Annotated in this window: 12 protein-coding genes; 7 read left to right on the forward strand and 5 right to left on the reverse strand. The window is 67.9% G+C overall.

The annotated features are described in order from the left end of the window. The first annotated feature begins 27 nt into the window (after nucleotides 1-27). The 4 genes from SK803_RS03325 to SK803_RS03340 all read left to right on the forward strand — a co-directional run bounded on the left by SK803_RS03325 (nucleotide 28) and on the right by SK803_RS03340 (nucleotide 8850). Entirely contained in the window at nucleotides 28-1527 is a 1500-nt protein-coding gene (locus SK803_RS03325; RefSeq protein ID WP_319964224.1) for a VMAP-C domain-containing protein, read from the forward strand. Next, nucleotides 1524-2552: an AAA family ATPase gene (locus SK803_RS03330; RefSeq protein ID WP_319964225.1), complete on the forward strand. Its 1029-nt coding sequence runs from the start codon at nucleotides 1524-1526 to the stop codon at nucleotides 2550-2552. Before SK803_RS03325 ends, SK803_RS03330 begins: the two co-directional genes overlap by 4 nt. Then, nucleotides 2549-6865, forward strand: a complete 4317-nt coding sequence (gene fxsT / locus SK803_RS03335) for an FxSxx-COOH system tetratricopeptide repeat protein (protein ID WP_319964226.1) — start codon at nucleotides 2549-2551, stop codon at nucleotides 6863-6865. The genes SK803_RS03330 and fxsT overlap by 4 nt, the downstream gene beginning before the upstream one ends. 440 nt (nucleotides 6866-7305) lie before the next feature. Beyond that, nucleotides 7306-8850: a GMC oxidoreductase gene (locus SK803_RS03340; RefSeq protein ID WP_455032240.1), complete on the forward strand. Its 1545-nt coding sequence runs from the start codon at nucleotides 7306-7308 to the stop codon at nucleotides 8848-8850. A gap of 19 nt (nucleotides 8851-8869) precedes the next feature. On the opposite strand, the gene SK803_RS03345 is transcribed toward SK803_RS03340, so the two are convergent. From SK803_RS03345 to SK803_RS03355, 3 genes are read right to left on the reverse strand one after another with little or no spacing between them, the layout of a single operon-like run. Further along, a complete protein-coding gene (locus SK803_RS03345) occupies nucleotides 8870-9349 on the reverse strand; it encodes a carboxymuconolactone decarboxylase family protein (RefSeq protein ID WP_319964227.1) in 480 nt (159 codons plus the stop codon). Beyond that, complete coding sequence (locus SK803_RS03350; protein ID WP_319964228.1) at nucleotides 9346-10425, reverse strand: NAD(P)H-dependent amine dehydrogenase family protein; 1080 nt, start codon at nucleotides 10423-10425, stop codon at nucleotides 9346-9348. The genes SK803_RS03345 and SK803_RS03350 overlap by 4 nt, the downstream gene beginning before the upstream one ends. Before the next feature lie 43 nt (nucleotides 10426-10468). Further along, nucleotides 10469-12127, reverse strand: a complete 1659-nt coding sequence (locus tag SK803_RS03355) for a discoidin domain-containing protein (protein ID WP_319964229.1) — start codon at nucleotides 12125-12127, stop codon at nucleotides 10469-10471. Between the two features lie 664 nt (nucleotides 12128-12791). Between SK803_RS03355 and SK803_RS03360 the strand changes: the two genes are divergently transcribed. Beyond that, on the forward strand, nucleotides 12792-13706 hold the full coding sequence (locus SK803_RS03360) for a lysyl endopeptidase (protein WP_319964230.1): 915 nt from the start codon (nucleotides 12792-12794) through the stop codon (nucleotides 13704-13706). On the opposite strand, the gene SK803_RS03365 is transcribed toward SK803_RS03360, so the two are convergent. Both SK803_RS03365 and SK803_RS03370 read right to left on the reverse strand, forming a co-directional pair. Further along, nucleotides 13703-14104, reverse strand: a complete 402-nt coding sequence (locus SK803_RS03365) for an SsgA family sporulation/cell division regulator (protein WP_319964231.1) — start codon at nucleotides 14102-14104, stop codon at nucleotides 13703-13705. The two genes, SK803_RS03360 and SK803_RS03365, sit on opposite strands and share 4 nt — an antisense overlap. Nucleotides 14105-14203: 99 nt before the next feature. Next, nucleotides 14204-15145 carry a pirin family protein gene (locus SK803_RS03370; protein WP_319964232.1) on the reverse strand — a complete coding sequence of 314 codons (942 nt, stop codon included), beginning with the start codon at nucleotides 15143-15145 and terminating at the stop codon, nucleotides 14204-14206. A gap of 32 nt (nucleotides 15146-15177) precedes the next feature. Between SK803_RS03370 and zapE the strand changes: the two genes are divergently transcribed. Together zapE and SK803_RS03380 are read left to right on the forward strand one after the other, a co-directional pair. After that, on the forward strand, nucleotides 15178-16119 hold the full coding sequence (zapE, locus tag SK803_RS03375; RefSeq protein WP_319964233.1) for a cell division protein ZapE: 942 nt from the start codon (nucleotides 15178-15180) through the stop codon (nucleotides 16117-16119). Nucleotides 16120-16179: 60 nt separating this feature from the next. After that, nucleotides 16180-16959 carry an ion transporter gene (locus SK803_RS03380; protein WP_319964234.1) on the forward strand — a complete coding sequence of 260 codons (780 nt, stop codon included), beginning with the start codon at nucleotides 16180-16182 and terminating at the stop codon, nucleotides 16957-16959. Nucleotides 16960-17001 lie beyond the last annotated feature (42 nt).

The raw sequence follows: 17001 nt of genomic DNA on the forward strand, positions 1-17001 counted from the left end.
TCACCGACCTCGAACAGGAGGCCGCACATGCCGCTGGCGGAGCAGAGCGCTGATCGCGGTGCTCTATGGCCCCTGGTCGAAGGCTTGCGGCGGATTCCCTCCCTGAAGGATCGCAGTGGACGCAATCTCTTCGTGCGGATGATGTGCGACGAACTCGGCGACCTGCCGTTCGAAGAGCACGCGAACGTCACCAGCCATCTGTACAGCGTGGCCGAGGTGTGCAAACGACATCCCGACGGACTGACGACCCTGATGGTCGTGCTGGAGCGGATCGAGCAGGGCTCCGTCCACGTGGCCGAACTGCGGGACGTCGTGCAGTCGATGACCGCACCGAGACTGTGGTCGCAGCAGGAAAGCGAGAACCTGTTCCGGTTGCTGGACGGGGCGGTGTTGCCGGACGTCGCCGAGATCTACCACGCCGTCGTCGGTCTCACGGCGCCGAGCTTGTCCGCGCAGGCCGGCTACGTGGATGTGCTGCGCGCGCTGGAAACGCTCAACGCCGACCCGAGTGGAACACCCAAACCGCTCGTCTTCGTCGAACACCTCGCGATGAGGGTCCGGCCGGAACTGGCGGCGGAACTGCGGCTGTGGTCCGACCGGCAGGCCGCGCACATGGGACTGTCCGCCGAACTCGTCGCCGTGCGCCGCGCGGCAGCGGAGGCGCCTGCCAGGACGATGCCGCCGCCCCGGTCGGACGCCTACCTGATCCTCCAGGTTCAGCGCGAGGGAGCGGCGGGCGAGGAGTACCGGCTGTCGCACTGGCGGCAGCTCGGCCAGTCCGGCGACTGGTCACCGATGCGCGGTGAGGACGTCGTCGGCGATCTCGAGTCGGTGAAAGTGCGCGTCGCCGAACTGGTGGAAGAGGTTGAAGCGGAATGGGCGAGGTTCCGCCCGAACATCCGCATCGAGTTCGTGTTGCCGAGCGAGATCATCAACCTCGACGTGGATCAGTGGCCGTGGGAGACGGACTCGCTGATTCCCGAACCGATGGGCTGCCGTTATCCGGTGGTCGTGCGGAGCCTGGAACGAATGGCGACGCTGAAGTGGTACCGGTGGTGGCACGACCGGTGGGACGAGTTGCGGTCCCAGCTCAGCGACACCGGTGCGGTGCAGCGGGAATCCGCGTGGTGGAGCAGGCCCGCGAACGAGGACGGGCTGCGGAGGCTGACTTCCGCGTTCGCGCGCACGCCGAAGCTGGTCTCGTTGGTGCTGAGCGCTCCGCCGTCCGCGGAGATGGTCGGTCGCGATGAAGTCGCGGCTGCCCTGCGCGCTGGTGTTCCGCTGATTCTGTGGCATCGCGAGAGGTGTGACTCAGTGGAGTTCGTGGCCGTGGCCGAAAGCCTCCTGCACGGTGCCGGCGATCCCCACGATCTGCTGGAGCGGCTTCGCCTGGCCAGGGTGACCGCGTTCGAACAGGGCGCGGTACCTGGACATGTCGGCGAGAAACTGACAGTACTGCTGGACGATCCGGTGAGAGTCGTGGTGCCGCTGTATCCGGCGCCACCGGAAAGGGTGTCGGTGGCGTGAACGCGAATACCGGATGGCAGGTCTACCAAGGCACCGGCCGGGTGGCCTCCTCGCCGTTGGCCGAGGTGCCGGAAGCTCCGCCGTGGCGGAAGTTCACCGGTTCCGGTGAGGTCTTCCGGCCGAACGACGACAGGGGTGAGGGCGACCGCAGAGTCGGAGCGTTGCGGGCCACCAGGAGAAAGCCCCATCCCCGCGAGGTGTCGATGGTGAACGCGGCGATCTACCTGCGCCGCCCTCTCCTGGTGACCGGGAATCCCGGCACCGGCAAGTCGTCGCTGGCCTATCTCGTGTCCAGGGAGCTGGGGCTGGGACCGGTGCTGCGCTGGCCGGTCACGAGCCGCACGGCGCTCAAGGACGGCCTCTACCTCTACGACGCGATCGGGCGGGTGCAGGCCGCGGCGGACCGTTCTCCGGAGATCCCGGCCGACTCGGATCTCGGTGACTACATCCACCTGGGCCCGCTCGGCACCGCGCTGCTGCCGTACGACCTTCCTCGGGTTCTGCTGATCGACGAGCTCGACAAGGGTGACATCGACCTGCCCAACGACCTGCTCAACGTCTTCGAGGAGGGGGAGTACGACATCCCCGAACTCGTCCGGTTCGCCGCCAAGCAGTCCGAGATGCGGGTGCTGACCGCCGACCGCGGCGGTTCCGCGGTGGTGCGGGAGGGAGTCGTGCGCTGCCGCGAGTTCCCGATCGTCATCATCACCAGCAACGGCGAGCGCGAGTTCCCGCCGGCCTTCCTGCGCCGGTGCCTGAAGCTGCACGTCGGGCCGCCGGACTTCGACCAGCTGGGAAGCATGGTCGCGGCGCACTTCGGCGAGGCGGACGGCGTCGACCTGGCGCGGCTGATCACGGACTTCCTGGAACGCAGCGGACAGCTCGGCGGTCTGGCCTCCGACCAGCTGCTCAACGCCGTCCACCTGGCGACGCAGCTCGTGACCTCCGGGGCCTACCAGCACGACGCCGACTGGAACGACCTGCTGACCGCGATCTGGCATCCCCTGTCGGCGGAGCTTGAATGAGCCAAGGCCGCCCGGAGGCACTTGACCGGGCCGATGAGCCGGAGGCCGGTGACTCCGCCGTGCTCGGGGAGTTCGCCGGAGCGCGGGGTCTGGACGACGGCATCGGCACCGCCGGCCTGACCTATCACGAACTGCGCGATGTCCTGTGGCTCAGCGGAAAGCTCCGCCCGCCGGAGAACCTGCGGGAGACAGCGGAGCCCGCCGCGCCCACGCCGCTGACCGAGCCGGCGGCGGACGTGCCGGAAACCGATGTCGCCGACACCGGCGACGACGCTGAGGAGGAGGTGGACGAGGAGCCGGAACCGGAGCCGGATCCGTTGGGCCACACGGCGTTCGCCTCGCTCGTCGTGCGATCCGAGGCCGGCCCGCTCGTGCTGCCGACCCTTCCCGCACTGCCCGACGCGCGGGGGATCGCGCACGCGTTGCGACCGTTCATGCGCAAGACGCCGTCCCCGTGGCGCACCGTCCTCGACGAGGAGGGCACGGCCGTCCGCGCCGCGCAGGACGGGCTGTGGCTGCCGGAGTGGCAGCCCGCGCCGTGGCGCCGGTTCGACGTCGCGCTGGTCACCGACATCGGGTCCTCGATGGACATCTGGCGGCGGACGGCACGGGAGTTCCTCGGCTTGCTGCGGCGTCAGGGCGCCTTCCGCGACGTGCGGCACTACCAGCTCGACTGCTCCAAGGAATCGCCGGACGACCTGCTGCTGGAAGTCGGTGCGGCGGGCAAGGCGTGGCACTGGTCCCGCCTCGTCGAACCGACCGGCAGACGGTTGGTGCTGGTGCTCACCGACGCGATCGGCCCTGCGTGGCACAGCGGTGCGGCAGCAGGGCTTCTGGCCCGCTGGGGCCGGACCATGCCGGTGGCCGTCGTCCAGGTGCTGGAGCACCGGCTGTGGCACTGGAGCGCACTCACGACCCGCCGGGTGCGGATGTCGGCGAGGAGGTCAGGCGCGGCGAACAGGCATCTGAAGGTCAGGGCCGTCCAGCCCGACGCGGAGATCACCCCGGAGGAGCTGAAGAACGCGGTTCCCGTCCCGGTGCTCGGCCTGTCCCCGGACTGGATGGCCGGCTGGGCGAAGCTGCTCACCTCGGACGACGGCGGTTGGGTCGAGACGACGGCGACCCTGGTTTCCCCTGTGGCCGACGACATCACGGTGGCACCGCCGAACGGGCGTGCGGGACTTCTGTCGGCCCGCGACCGCGTGCTCCGCTTCCGCACCCACGCGTCGGTGGAGGCCTTCTCACTCGCCGGGTTGCTCGCCGCGGCACCGTTGAGCCTGCCGCTCATGACGTTGGTGCAGCGGAAGTTGTTGCCTGGATCCAGCCTGTCCACTCTCGCCGAGGTCATGCTCGGCGGGCTGCTCAAACAGGTCGTTCCGGTGGTCCCTCCTCCCACGAGCCGTGCGGAGGAGAACGCCCCCAAGATCACCTACGACTTCCACGACGGCGTGCGCGATGAACTGCTCGGCACGGTGCGACGGTCCGACACCGTGCGAGTCGCCATGGTGCTGGGCGAACACGCGGGTGACACACATCCGGCGTTGCGGAACCTCCGGGACGCCATCGCGGCGCCGGACGAGGCAGACGATCCAGAACAGACCGACGAGAACCGGCCTTACCTACGAGTGCAGGAAGCCGTACTACGAGCACTTTCCGGGCCGTACGCCCGGCGCGCCCGCCGACTGGCGAACGCACGCATCGAAGTGGAATCGGCCTCTTCCCCGTCAGACGCGATCGTGGAGGAGGCAGCGGCGTCAGAACCAGCCGCACATGCCGAACACACGACGGGAGAGGGTGACGTGATCCCGCTGGCGGTCTCGCTGGGCCAGGGCCGTGAGCCGACTGGCCAGCCGTCGATCTGGGGACCGGTTCCACTGCGCAACCCCAACTTCGTCGGTCGCCAGGCGGTGCTGGAGACGTTGCGCGCGCGGCTGCTCGAACCGGGGACGGCCGCAGTGCTGCCGGAGGCGCTGCACGGCATGGGCGGCATCGGCAAGACGCAGACCGTCATCGAGTACATCTACCGGCACGCAGGCGAGTACGACCTCGTCTGGTGGATTTCCGCCGAGCACCCGGCGCAGATCAGAGCGAGCTTCGTGGAACTGGCCAAGAGGCTGGGCCTGCCCGTGGGATCGGCCGAGACCGCTATTCCCGCTGTGCTGGAAGCGTTGCGGACGGGGAAACCACACGCCGGCTGGATCCTGGTGTTCGACAACGCCGACCGTCTTGACGAGGTGCGGCCCTTCTTCCCGGCCGGCAACGGACATGTCGTGGTCACCTCGCGCAACCCGGAGTGGGCGACTGTCGCGCGGCAGATCGCGGTGGACCTGTTCACCCGCGCGGAGAGCATCGAGCTGTTGCAACGCCGGGACCCGACCATCGCCGACAGCGACGCCGACCGCCTCGCGGCCGCGCTCGGAGACCTGCCGCTCGCGGTCGAGCAGGCCGCCGCCTGGCGTTCGCAGACCGGGATGCCGGTCTCCGAGTACCTGGAACTGTTCGAACAGCACCGCATGGAGCTGCTGGACGCCAGCACGCCGGTCGACTACGAGATCTCCGTCGCGGCGGCCTGGAACGTTCCGCTGCACCGGTTGAGAACGGACCACCCGGCAGCGTTGCAGCTGCTCCAGGTCTGTGCGTTCTTCAGCCCCGAACCGATTCCACGCAGCTGGTTCAACGGTGTGCGCAACGTTCCGGTACCGGACGAGCTGACGGAGGCGTTCAGGGACCCGATCAGGCTTCACCGGGCGGTGCGGGAGATCAACAGGTACAGCCTCGCCAAGATCGACCACCGGAGCAACACCCTGCAGCTGCACCGGTTGGTGCAGATGGTGCTGAGAAGCCACCTGGACACGGCTGAACAGGACCAACTGCGGCACGCGGTGCACGTGCTGCTGGCCCACGCGGATCCCGGCGACCCCGAGGCTCAGAGGAACTGGTCGACGTACGCCGACCTGCTGCCGCACGCCACGGCGTCACGGGCAGCGGAGTGCAAGGACCGCTGGGTGCGCGTGCTGATGAGCAACCTCGTCCGCTACCTGCTCGCGAGTGGCGACGACCGCGGCGCCTTGGGCCTCTCGGAGGAGGTGCTGTCGCACTCCGCCGAGAGCGACATCGAGAAGATCGACATGGCACGTCTGCACGCGATCGCCCTGCGCAGGCTCGACAGGGGCGACGAAGCCATGCGCCTCAACGAGCGAAATCTGGAGCTGGTCCGTGAGGTGGTGGGTGAAGACCACGAGATGTGGTTGAGCATGCTCGACACCGTGGCGGCCGACAGGCGCACACACGGGAAGTTCGCCGAGGCACTCGCACTGCAACAAACCGTCTACGACAGGTCGTGCGAGATCCTGGGAGAGGACGACCCCTCCACGCTTCAGCACGCGCACAACCTCGCGACCTGTCACCGGCTGATGGGTGACTTCGTGAAGGCTCGGTCACTCGACGCGGAGACCCTGCGGCGCACCAGGGCCGTACTGGGTGAGGATCACCCGTTCACCTACCTGTCGGTCACCGCACTCGCCGTTGATCTTCGCGAGTGTGGTGACCACGAAGGCGCACGCAGCCAGCTGCAGGAGACGTTGCCCCGCCAAAGGGAACTTCTCGGCGAGTACCACCCGTACACGATCGGCGCGGCCCGGAACCTCGCGGTGACCTTGCGCATGCTCGGCGACCACGCAGGTGCGCTGGAACTGTCCAAGGAGTGCGTCATCGCGTACGGCCGCAGGCACGGCAACTGGCACATCGACACGGTGACCGCGTTGTCGAACGTGTCCGTCGACTATCGGCACGCGGGCGAGTTGCACCTGGCGCTGGAGCCGGCGTCGGACGGCTACGACCAGTTCCGGCGGATTCGCGGGAGTGGCCACCCGTACACGCTGATCGCGGCGATGAACCTGGCTTCGGTGCACCGGTCGCTGGGCGCGCTGCAGCAGGCCCGCGAGCTGGACGAGGTGGCGGTGAGCAGCCTCCGCGCGGCGTTGGGCAGCGACCACCCGTTCGCTCTGGCGGCAGCCACCAATCTCGCCAGCGACCTCGCCGCGCTTCGAGTTCAGGTCCGGTCCAGGGCGCTGAACGAGGACCTGCTGGAACGGTCGGCCAGGGTGCTCGGTGAGGAGCACCCGTCGACACTGGCGATCGCGCTGAACCTCTCGCTCGACCTCCGGCAGGACGGCGCGGACGCCGAGGCGGAGTCGTTGCACACGCGGACCGTGGCGAGCTTCCTCCAGGTGCTGGGGGCGGACCACCCCGCGACCATCGCGGCCGGCCAGCACGTGAGGGCCATCTGCGACGTCGACACCATGGAACTGTGAGCCCGCGACCGTCCTCGATCCGCGCGACCACGTGTCGCAGCCGGATGTCGCGCCACTCGGCCAGAGCGTCCACAACGGACTGACAGCCCACCCGCAACGCGGTCACGGTCTCGCATCCGCACCTTGGGATACCTCGGGCATCGCTCGATTGCCGGGCGACCGTGCGTGTCCGAACATTCCCGGATCGAGTGTTCGCGCTGGGCCGTCCGGGATGTCCGCGCGATCTCCGGACCGGGACCTCAAGTCCACCACCAGCACTGGGCTCCCCGAATGAACCGGGACTACCAGGTAGTGACTTGTCCCACAAGCACAGGTATAACTTGTTCTCATGTGCCCACAGTGAGGAAGATCACATGACCCACACAATGACGTGTGACAACGGTTTCGAGGGTTCTTCACGCCGTAGTTTTATTGCTGGAACAGGTTCTATTCTTGGTGCCGTGGCACTTGGTGGCCTCGGCTCGGCGGCGGCACGAGCGTCCACTTCGATCACCGATGCCGCGGTCATCCCCGCGTTGGTGATCGGCACCGGGTACGGCGGTAGCGTGGCGGCGCTGCGCCTCGCCCAGGCCGGTGTCGACGTCCACATGGTCGAGATGGGGATGGCCTGGGACACGCCCGGTGCGGACGGCAAGATCTTCGCCAACACGACGACGCCGGACCAGCGGTCGTTCTGGCTGCGCACCAAGACCAAACAGCCGCTGAGCAACTTCCTGGGTTTCCCGATCGACAAGGCGATCCCGCGCTACACCGGCGTGCTGGACGCCGAGGAGTTCGCCGGCATCACCGTCTATCAGGGCCGCGGCGTCGGTGGCGGCTCGCTCGTCAACGGAGGCATGGCGGTCACGCCGAAACGCGAGTACTTCGGCGGCGTGCTCCCGACGGTGAACCCCGACGAGATGTACAACACCTACTACCCGCGCGCCAACGCCGAGCTCGGCGCCAGCCTGATCAGGTCGGCGTGGTTCGAGAGCACCGAGGCCTACCAGTACGCGCGAGTCGGCCGTAAGCACGCCCAGCGCTCCAACTTCCCGTACGTGTTCGTGCCGACCGTGTACGACTGGAACTACATGGAGCGGGAGGCCGCGGGGACCGTCCCGAAGTCGGCGCTGGTGGGGGAGATCCTCTACGGCAACAACTACGGCAAGAAGTCGCTGCAGAAGACATACCTGGCCAAGGTGCGCGCGACTGGGCGGGTCACCATCTCGCCGCTGCACCGGGTCGTGTCGGTGACACCGGCGTCAGGTGGTGGCTACACGGTCTTCATCGAGCAGCTCAACACCAACGGCGACCCGATCGCCACCAAGCAGATCACGGCCGCCAAGGTGTTCTTCGCGGCGGGCAGCGTCGGCACGAGCAAGCTGTTGGTGAAGCTCAAGGCCACCGGCGCGTTGCCGAACCTGAACGGCGAGGTCGGCAAGGGCTGGGGTGACAACGGCAACGTCATGTGCGGGCGCGCCAACCACATGTGGGACCCGACGGGCAAGCTCCAGTCGTCCATCCCCACGCTCGGCATCGACAACTGGGCGGCCGGCGGCGCGTTCGCCGAGGTGGCGCCGCTGCCGACCGGGATCGAGACCTACGCGTCGTTCTACCTGTCGATCACCAGGACCCCGAACCGCGCCCAGTTCTCCTGGAACGCCGCCGCGGGCAAGGTCGACCTCAACTGGCAGACCGCGTGGAAAGAGGTGTCGATCAACGCCGCCAAGAGCATCTTCGACAAGATCAACGCGAAGGAGGGGACGATCTACCGGACCGACCTCTTCGGCGTGTACAAGATCTGGGGCGACCACCTGACGTACCACCCGCTCGGCGGCGCGATCCTGAACAAGGCCACCGACAACTACGGTCGCCTGCACGGATACCCGGGCCTGTACGTCATCGACGGGTCGTTGATTCCCGGCAGCACCGTGGTGAACCCGTTCGTCACGATCACGGCGCTGGCCGAGAGGAACATCGAGAAGATCATCGCCACCGATCTCTGACGGTCCGATGTGGACTCGGTCAGAACTTCGGTAGCACGCACATGGCGTCGAGGCCGAACACCCGGTTCAACCTGCCGAACACGAGCCAGGCCCCGATGCTCATGGTCAGTTCGACGATCTCGACCTGGCTGTAGTGCTCGGTCATGCGGGACCAGAACTCCTCGTCGAGACCGTGGTGATCCAGTGCGTACCGCTCGGCGTACTCCGCGGCCAGCCGCGCGCGGTCGTCGAAAGCGTCGGTGGTGCGCCACTGGGTCACCGCGTCGATGAAGTCGTCCTCGACCTTCACGCCCTCGCGTTCGGTCCGCCAGTCGAGGCAGAACATGCAGCCGTTGATCTGCGCGATCCGCAGCCGTGCGGCCTCGAACTCGCGCAGCCCCAGCGTGGTGTGCTGGTACACGGCCAGCGAGAGGTTCGCGGCGGCGATGCCGATGCCGGGCACCATCTCGCCCCACACGTACCCGATGGGGTCCTTGCCCTCGGGGATGTCCACGTTCATCGATGGCTCCTTCCGAGCTTGCCGGCCACGGGCCGCAACGGGACGTCGAGCGCGTCGTACAGTCCGGGTTCCGCGGCGGCCAGCCAGTCGATGGCGTTGACGATGCGGCCGACCGCGGTCGCGTTCCCGCCCGCGGAACGGTTCTCGCCCTCGTCGACGGCCTCGACCGCCACCTCGATGCGCGGCCTGCCCTCGATGATCACCTTGTGCGCGCCGTCGCCGGAGGGCGGCATCGGCCAGTCCGTCGCACACGAGGCGTGGATGCGCGTGACGTGCTCGATGACGATGAGCGGTTCGCCGCCGACGACGCCCTGCACCTCGAACCGGATCGCGCCCTGGGTGCCCGCCTCGAACTCGCCCATGGTCCTGGTCGTCACCGTGGTGTCGAGCGCGCGCCGGTCGACGGTCTCGCGGATCTCGTCGATCTCGACGCCGAGCGCCCTGGCCATCAACCGGATCTGCCCGCCCCACACCATGGTCGGCACCGTCGGCATGAGCATCGGCGCCTGGTAGTCGAGCGGTTGCCCGAACCCGATCAGCCATCGCACCGCATCGGGCTGGTCGTAGGTGGAGTAGTCGAAGATCTCCTGGCAGCGCACCGCGTCGATCTGGCTGCCCAGCCCGCTGATCATCAACGGCAGCACGTCGTTGCCCCAGCCGGGGTCGACGCCGGAGACGAACAGCGACCCGCCGCCTTCCTCGATGGCCGCTAGAACCGGTTCTCGCAACTCGGGCGGCGCGCTGCGGTGGTCGTACAGCGCGTAGAGCGAGGGCGTGACGACGACCGCGCCCGCCCTGATCGCCTTCGTGATGTCGGCGAGCGCGTCGTCCGGGCGGATGTCGCCGGACGCCGCGTAGACCACCGCGCGCGGGCTCGCGGCCAGCACCGCCTCGATGTCGGTGGTGGCCGCGACTCCGAGCTCGTGCTCCAGCCCGGCGAGGTCGCCCGCGTCCCGGCCGGCCTTCTCGGGGTTGTGGACGACCACGGCCGTCAGTTTCAGTCCCGGATGGGCCTCGACGGCGCGAATCGCGGCACGGCCGACGTTTCCGGTGCCCCACACCACTGTGGCGATCATGCCGGTAGAATAACTAGAACACGTTTCAGTTTACAAGGGTCCGTCAGGTGTACACCCGCAGCCCCGACAACTGACCGGCCGGCCACCCCGTGTTGCCGGTGAAGGAAAGCCGCAGGTGCCGGACCTGCGTGCCGGGCAGTGAGAGCGTGACCGTGTTGCCGCTCGCGGGATCGAAGACGTGCCCGGCCGCGGGAAGCAACGTGCTGAACGACTGACCGTCGGTGCTGCCCTCCACCGCGAGGGTCTGGGTCCGTCGCCCCCAGGCGGGGTTCGGTGGGAGCGCGAGCACGGCACGTCGCAACGCCGCCGCGGTGCCGAGATCGACCTGAACCCACTGCGGGAAGGCGTTGTTCGCGCTCTCCCAGTAGGAGTGCGGATCGTTGTCGACGACGAAACCGCTCCCGTAATGCTGTGTCTGCGAACTCTGGGACGTCGGGCGACCGGCGGCCAGGTCGACGTCGGGCGCGGGCGGACCACCGAGCCACGGCTGCGTGGGCCTGATCGCGGTGAGCGCGAGCTGCCCCTTGAGCATCCGGCCGCCGTCCCCGGTGAGTCGCATGTAGTAGTCGGCGGAACAACGGGTGCCGTCCTCGTCGAGCGCAAGGTAACCGGAGCCCGCCGGCACGTCGGCCTGCGTCTCCGCGGTCTTGCAGATCTGGTTGCCCTCGTTGAACTCGTCGAACATCGAGATGTAGATGCCTTGCGCGCCAAGGCGAACCATGTTGTAGAACTGCCGCCACATGAAGTCGCCGTGCAACCGTTGCCGCGCCCCCACGTCGCCTGGCAGCACGCACGGCTGGTAGTCGATCCCACGAGCGTTGCACTCGGCCTGATCGGGTGTGTTCACGTTGGTGTAGAAGCGATCCGTGTCCGCCGGCGTGCCGATCCGGCCGACCATCCACGGCGAGATCATGTCGAACGACCGGTACACGCCTGCGAAACCCGGTCGCGAGTCCTCGATCTCCAGACGCCAGTGGGTGGGCACACCCCCGATCACGTAGCAGCCCCGCGCCTTGAACCAGTTCACGACGTCCTGGCACGGCTCCGGCCCCCACGGCCGTCCGGGATCGTTGAACCCGAACCCCCAGATGCAGACGACGGGCCTGCCGTTCTGCCGGGCGTACGCGGGCGACGACGTGTACGCGGACATCTTGTTCAGCCAGTCGGTCTTGATCTCCGACTGCATGTTCTGCCAGTTCGTGACGTCGTACATGATGTAGAACTTCCGCCCGGTCGCCTCCGCGGCAGGCCGCACGTGCGCGGTCACGGCGTCCCGGATCGGCCCCTCGCCGCCGGTCGGGTTGAACCGTTGCAGCGCAGCGGTGTCGATGTTGTTGTCGCGCATCCACTGGAAGTGGACGTCGACGGTCTGCCTGTCGTAGTTGGAGAAGAGGGTCGCGGGCCGTCCGTTGTTCAGGTTGGCGAACGCGGTCTGGTAGGTGCGGGCGTAGTCGCGGACATCCGGCCACGCGACGACGGAACTGGTCGGCGGTGCGGGCGGCTGGCTCCAGTCGTCGTTCCAGTGCCACCAGCCGTCGATGGGAGAGTTGTCCCCCCGGCAGGCGAACCAGCCCTGATATCCAACGGTGATCTTGCCGACGACGTCGCCGGGCGGGCTCGCCGCGCGCGCAGGGGCGGGCAGGAGCCCCAGCGCGGGGGCGGCGATGGCGGTGCTGAGCAGTGTTCGGCGGGACAGGGGCATCGCGAACTCCTTTGTCGGCGATTCGATCCCAGAGTGCAAGATGTGAACAGGATCACGCAAGAAGTTGACGGACCGGAACTTTTGTTGTGGGGACGACCGGCCGTTCGTCGGGTGGGTCGCGGCCTTCGGGAACCGCGGGCCGGCCAGTGCGAGGACAGCGCGAGGTCAGTGCGAGGCCAGCGGCCCAGGAGGTCGATGGTTCAGGAGCTCGGCGGTTCTGAGGCTCGGTGGTTCAGGAGCTCGGCGGTTCTGAGGCTCGGTGGTTCAGGAGCTAGGTGGTTCAGGGCTCACTCGGACGAGTGAACCTCGTCCGGATCCACGCCTGCCGCCGTCTGGTGGATGTCACAAGAACATGGTCATCCGCCTCCCGCAGAAAGGAGGAACGCGGGGGCGGCCGGACCGGACCGTGGCCGGCACTGACATACCGGTGTTGAGATGTAGGTGTTGGCAGGCCGGCGTTGGCAGACCGGAGCTGAGGTGTCGGTGCTGAGGTGCCGGTGCTGAGGTGCCGGTGCTGACATGCCGGTGCTGAGATGTCGGTGCTGACGTGCCGGTGTTGGCAGACCAGTGCTGACGTACAGGTGCTGGCACACCGGCGCCGAGCTGCTTGATCAGGTCGCTATGGTGAGGAAGAGGCCGCCGCCCGACGAAGGGACATGCGTTGATGAGGCGGCCCTGGTTCCCGGCTCTCCCCGCTCTCCTCGCAGCCGTGCTGGCGTTGGCCGGTGTGGCGGCGCTCGACCCGACACCCGCCGCGGCGCAGCAGTCGCCGCGATCGGCGGTCTTCGGTGGTGGCCCGTTCTACGCGGACGGCCAAGCCGTGATGAACACCTTGCGCTCCTCCGGGTTCACGACGGTGATCCTGTGGAGCATTCACGTCCGTCCCAACGGCGACCTGTACTACAACGACGTCCTGATCGTGTCGAACGGCAGGTACGTCGGCGACGCCGGCTGGCCCGCGCGGTTGCGGACGTTGAAGCAGGCGCCGACCTCGGTCAACCGCATCGAGGTGAGCATCGGGGCCTGGGCGGTGCCGGACTGGGAGAACATCGCCAGGCTGATCAGCTCGCAGGGCACCGGTTCGTCGAGCATCCTGTACCGCAACTTCCAGGCGTTGAAGAGCGCCACGGGTGCCGACGCGATCAACAACGACGACGAGTCGTTCTACCAGGTGGGGCCGACGGCGGCGTTCGCGCGCATGGCGGCCGGGCTGGGGTACTCGAAGTTCACGTTCGCGCCGTACACCAACCAGTCGTTCTGGGCGAGCCTCAGGAACAACCTGGGCGGCGCGATGGTCGATCGCGTGTACCTGCAGGGTTATGCGGGCGGCGCCGGCAACAACCCGGCGGCCTGGAACCGCGCGCTCGGCATGACCGTGGATCCGGGGCTGTGGAGCAAGCACGGTTCGGGGTGTTCGGCGGGTGACTCGCCCGCGACCGTCGAGAGCAAGATGCGGTCGTGGCGCGGTTCGGCCGGCATCACCGGTGGCTTCATGTGGCTTTACGACGACATGAAGGCGTGCTCGGCGCAGGGGACCGCGGCGGCCTACGCACGCGCGATCCGCAACGGGGTCAGTTAGTCGAGCAGCTTGCGCAGTTCGGCGTCGAAGTCGACGTAGTCGTTCTCGCAACCGGGGGCGACTACGTCGTAGGTGGAGTTCAGGAACTCCTGCAGTTCGGACGAGCGGACGTGGAACACCGCGTGCGAGATGTCGGACTGCAGCTCGAGGACCGCGGTCGTGGAGTTGTGGGGACGCAGGCGCACGTCGCCCGCGCCGCTGGTGGTGATGAGTCCGTCGGCGAGCAGGTCGCGGCTGACCAGCCACACCGTCTCCTGGCGTCCCATCCGGAACGTCATGGTCACGGCGTGCGGGTCGTCGGCGCGGTAGCCGAGCTCGACCTCGACGGGCATGGGGCGCCCTGAGGGAGCGATGAACGCAAAGACGGAGTCGGCGCCCACTCGAGTCACGTTCTTCATGCCCCCTTAGACGTCCGGCAACCTCCGTGGATGCCTCGATCAGGAAAAGCGATCAGAACGTGATTTACAAGCCCGTAAAACTATGACTTTTGACAACAGTCACGCGGGGTTGCCGCGCGGACGCAGACGGCCACCAGGCAGCGGCGGCGCAGGTAGGCGTGCTCCGTCGTAGCCGTCGACGCGGCCGAACCTGTCGGTCTCGGCCTGCCACTCGTCTCGACAGGCCGCGATGTCGTCGTGGGTGCGGCCCACGAAGTTCCACCACATGACGATTTCCTCGCCGAACGGCTCGCCTCCCAGCAGCACAACCCGTGCGCCGTCTTGGGTTGAGAGGGTCAGCGTGGTGCGGCCGGTGCCGAGGTAGCCGAGTGCGCCGGGGGCGAGAGCGGTCTCGCCGACGATCACGTCACCGGTGTCGAGCAGGACGCCGTGCTCGAATTCCGGGGCCACGTCGAGCTTGATCGTTGCCCCTGCGGGCAGCACGATCTCGGCGCCGAGCAGCGGTGTGAAGGTGGTCACAGGCGACGTCGAACCGGCCAGTGAACCGAGGAAGACGCGGAGCGCCGCGCCGTCGAGAACGACGGTCGGCGGGGCGTAGTGCTGGAAGTCGCGCGGGGCGTCGCGGTGCGCGTCGGGCAGGGCGAGCCACAGCTGCACGCCGTGGAGCACCGACGACGAGGTGGTGGACACCTCGGAGTGGCAGATGCCGCGGCCGCCGGTCATCAGGTTGAGCTCGCCGGGGCGGACGAACGCGTGCACGCCGTGGCTGTCGCGGTGCTCGATCTCGCCGGTGAAGAGCCAGCTGACGGTCTGCAGGCCGGTGTGCGGGTGCGGGGCGACGTCCATCTTCACGTCGTCGGGGCCGTAGTGGTCGCAGAAGCACCACGCGCCGATCAGTGAGCGCTGCTTCTGGGGCAGCGTGCGGCGCACCGACATCGCCCGCGGGCCGCCCAACGGCACCTCGCGCGGTTCCAGCACCTCAACGTCGCCTGGGGTGGAGGTGCACGTCACTTCTGCCGGTTCGGCCTCGACATTGCTCACGGGGTCGATCGTAAGCTGGCGCGGGGGTAAGAGTGGATCTTCACGCATGGGTGTCGAGCAGCGGATACGAGCTCGACGAGGCACAGCTGCACGCCGTCGCGCGGCTCGAAGAACTGGGAAAGCGGCGCCGGGGTGTCTACCTGCACGGACCGGTCGGCCGGGGCAAGAGCTTCCTGGCGGACGCGTTCTTCGACGCGCTCCCGGTGAAGCACAAACGCCGTGTGCATTTCCACGCGTTCTTCCAGGAGCTGCACACGCGGATCTCCGAACGGCTGCACGAGCGCGGCGCTGTCGCCAAGGCCGTGCGTGAGCTGATCGGCCGGACCCGAGTGCTGGCGTTCGACGAGTTCCACCTGCACGACATCGGCGACGCGATGCTGATGACCCGACTCTTGGAGGCGCTCCAAGCACGTGGCGTGATGATCATCGCCACGTCCAACTACCCGCCGGACGGCCTGCTGCCCAACCCGCTCTACCACGACCACTTCCTGCCGGGCATCGCGCTGGTCAAGGAACTGATGGACCCAGTGGAACTGGACGGCGGCACCGACTACCGGCACCTCCACGGCCGGCCGCGATCGCGTTTCGAGACCGGCGAGATCGTCACCGAAGCCGAACCGCCGGCCACGCCGATCACCCTCGCCGTCAACGGCCGCGACATCACCGCGCTCGGCACCAGGCGGAACCGCGTCTGGTTCCACTTCGGCGACCTGTGCGAGAAGCCGACCTCCACGCAGGACTACCTGGTGCTGGCCGAGAGCCACGAAGACTGGGTGATCACCGCCGTGCCGAGGCCGGCGACGTGCGATCGCGAGGCCCAGCAACGGTTCGCGAACGTCGTGGACGTGTTGGTGGACAAGGACGTCCGGCTGACGTTGGTGAGTGAGCACCCGCTGCACGAGATCGTCGGTGGCAGCGCGCTCGACCTCGCCCGCACCGCCAGCCGGTTGGAGCTGATCAACACGACCGGGTGATCAGCTCGGCGCCTGGTCGGCCGATAGAGCCCTTGTCCCCCCGGCAAGGAGTAGTCAGGCATGACGTTGCGCGCCCGCATCGGCGAGGTCGTCGAGAGCACACGGTTCCAGTGGATGATCATCGGCGTGATCGTGGTCAACGCGATCACGCTGGGGGCCGAGACCTCACCGGCCCTCGTCGCCAAGCACGGTGACCTGCTCAGCACGATCGACCACCTGGCGCTCGCCGTCTTCGTCGCCGAGCTGGCCGCGCGGCTGTACGCGTTCGGCTGGCGGTTCTTCCGCGACCCGTGGAACGTCTTCGACTTCGTCATCGTCGCCGTGGCGCTGCTGCCCGCCGCCGGTCCGCTGTCCGTGCTGCGGTCGCTGCGGATCCTGCGGGCGCTGCGGCTCGTGGCGATGGTGCCGAGCATGCGCAGGGTGGTGACCGCGCTGGTGAAGTCGGTGCCAGGCCTGATCTCGCTGACCGGTCTGCTGATGTTGTTGCTCTACATCGGCGGCGTGATCGCGAGCAACCTGTTCGGCGACTCCGGCGACCCGCGGTTCGGTGACCTGGGCTCGACGCTGCTGACGCTGTTCCAGATCACCACCGGCGACGGCTGGTCGGACGTGATGCGCGACCTGATGGTGCACCAGCCGCTCGCGTGGATCTTCTTCCTCTGCTACCTGATGGTCGGCACCTTCACGATGCTCAACCTGTTCATCGCCGTCGTGTGCAGTGCGATGGAGTCGGACGTGCAGCACCTGCCCGCACCTCGCGCCGCGACACACGACGACCTGCTGTTGCAGGAGGTCCGGGCACTGCGGGACGAAGTGCGGGCAATGCGCCAGAACGCCTGACAGCCAGGGATCCCGATCGGCGACGCCGCCGTACACCGATCG

It is taken from the genome of Lentzea miocenica (assembly GCF_033949945.1).
GTDB lineage: Bacteria > Actinomycetota > Actinomycetes > Mycobacteriales > Pseudonocardiaceae > Lentzea > Lentzea miocenica.

Coding starts and splice junctions, on each gene's coding strand:
- SK803_RS03325 (WP_319964224.1), top strand. CDS start 28: ATGCCGCTGGCGGAGCAGAGCGCTGATCGCGGTGCTCTATGGCCCCTG.
- fxsT (WP_319964226.1), top strand. CDS start 2,549: ATGAGCCAAGGCCGCCCGGAGGCACTTGACCGGGCCGATGAGCCGGAG.
- SK803_RS03345 (WP_319964227.1), bottom strand. CDS start 9,349: ATGAACGTGGACATCCCCGAGGGCAAGGACCCCATCGGGTACGTGTGG.
- SK803_RS03350 (WP_319964228.1), bottom strand. CDS start 10,425: ATGATCGCCACAGTGGTGTGGGGCACCGGAAACGTCGGCCGTGCCGCG.
- SK803_RS03355 (WP_319964229.1), bottom strand. CDS start 12,127: ATGCCCCTGTCCCGCCGAACACTGCTCAGCACCGCCATCGCCGCCCCC.
- SK803_RS03360 (WP_319964230.1), top strand. CDS start 12,792: ATGAGGCGGCCCTGGTTCCCGGCTCTCCCCGCTCTCCTCGCAGCCGTG.
- SK803_RS03365 (WP_319964231.1), bottom strand. CDS start 14,104: ATGAAGAACGTGACTCGAGTGGGCGCCGACTCCGTCTTTGCGTTCATC.
- SK803_RS03380 (WP_319964234.1), top strand. CDS start 16,180: ATGACGTTGCGCGCCCGCATCGGCGAGGTCGTCGAGAGCACACGGTTC.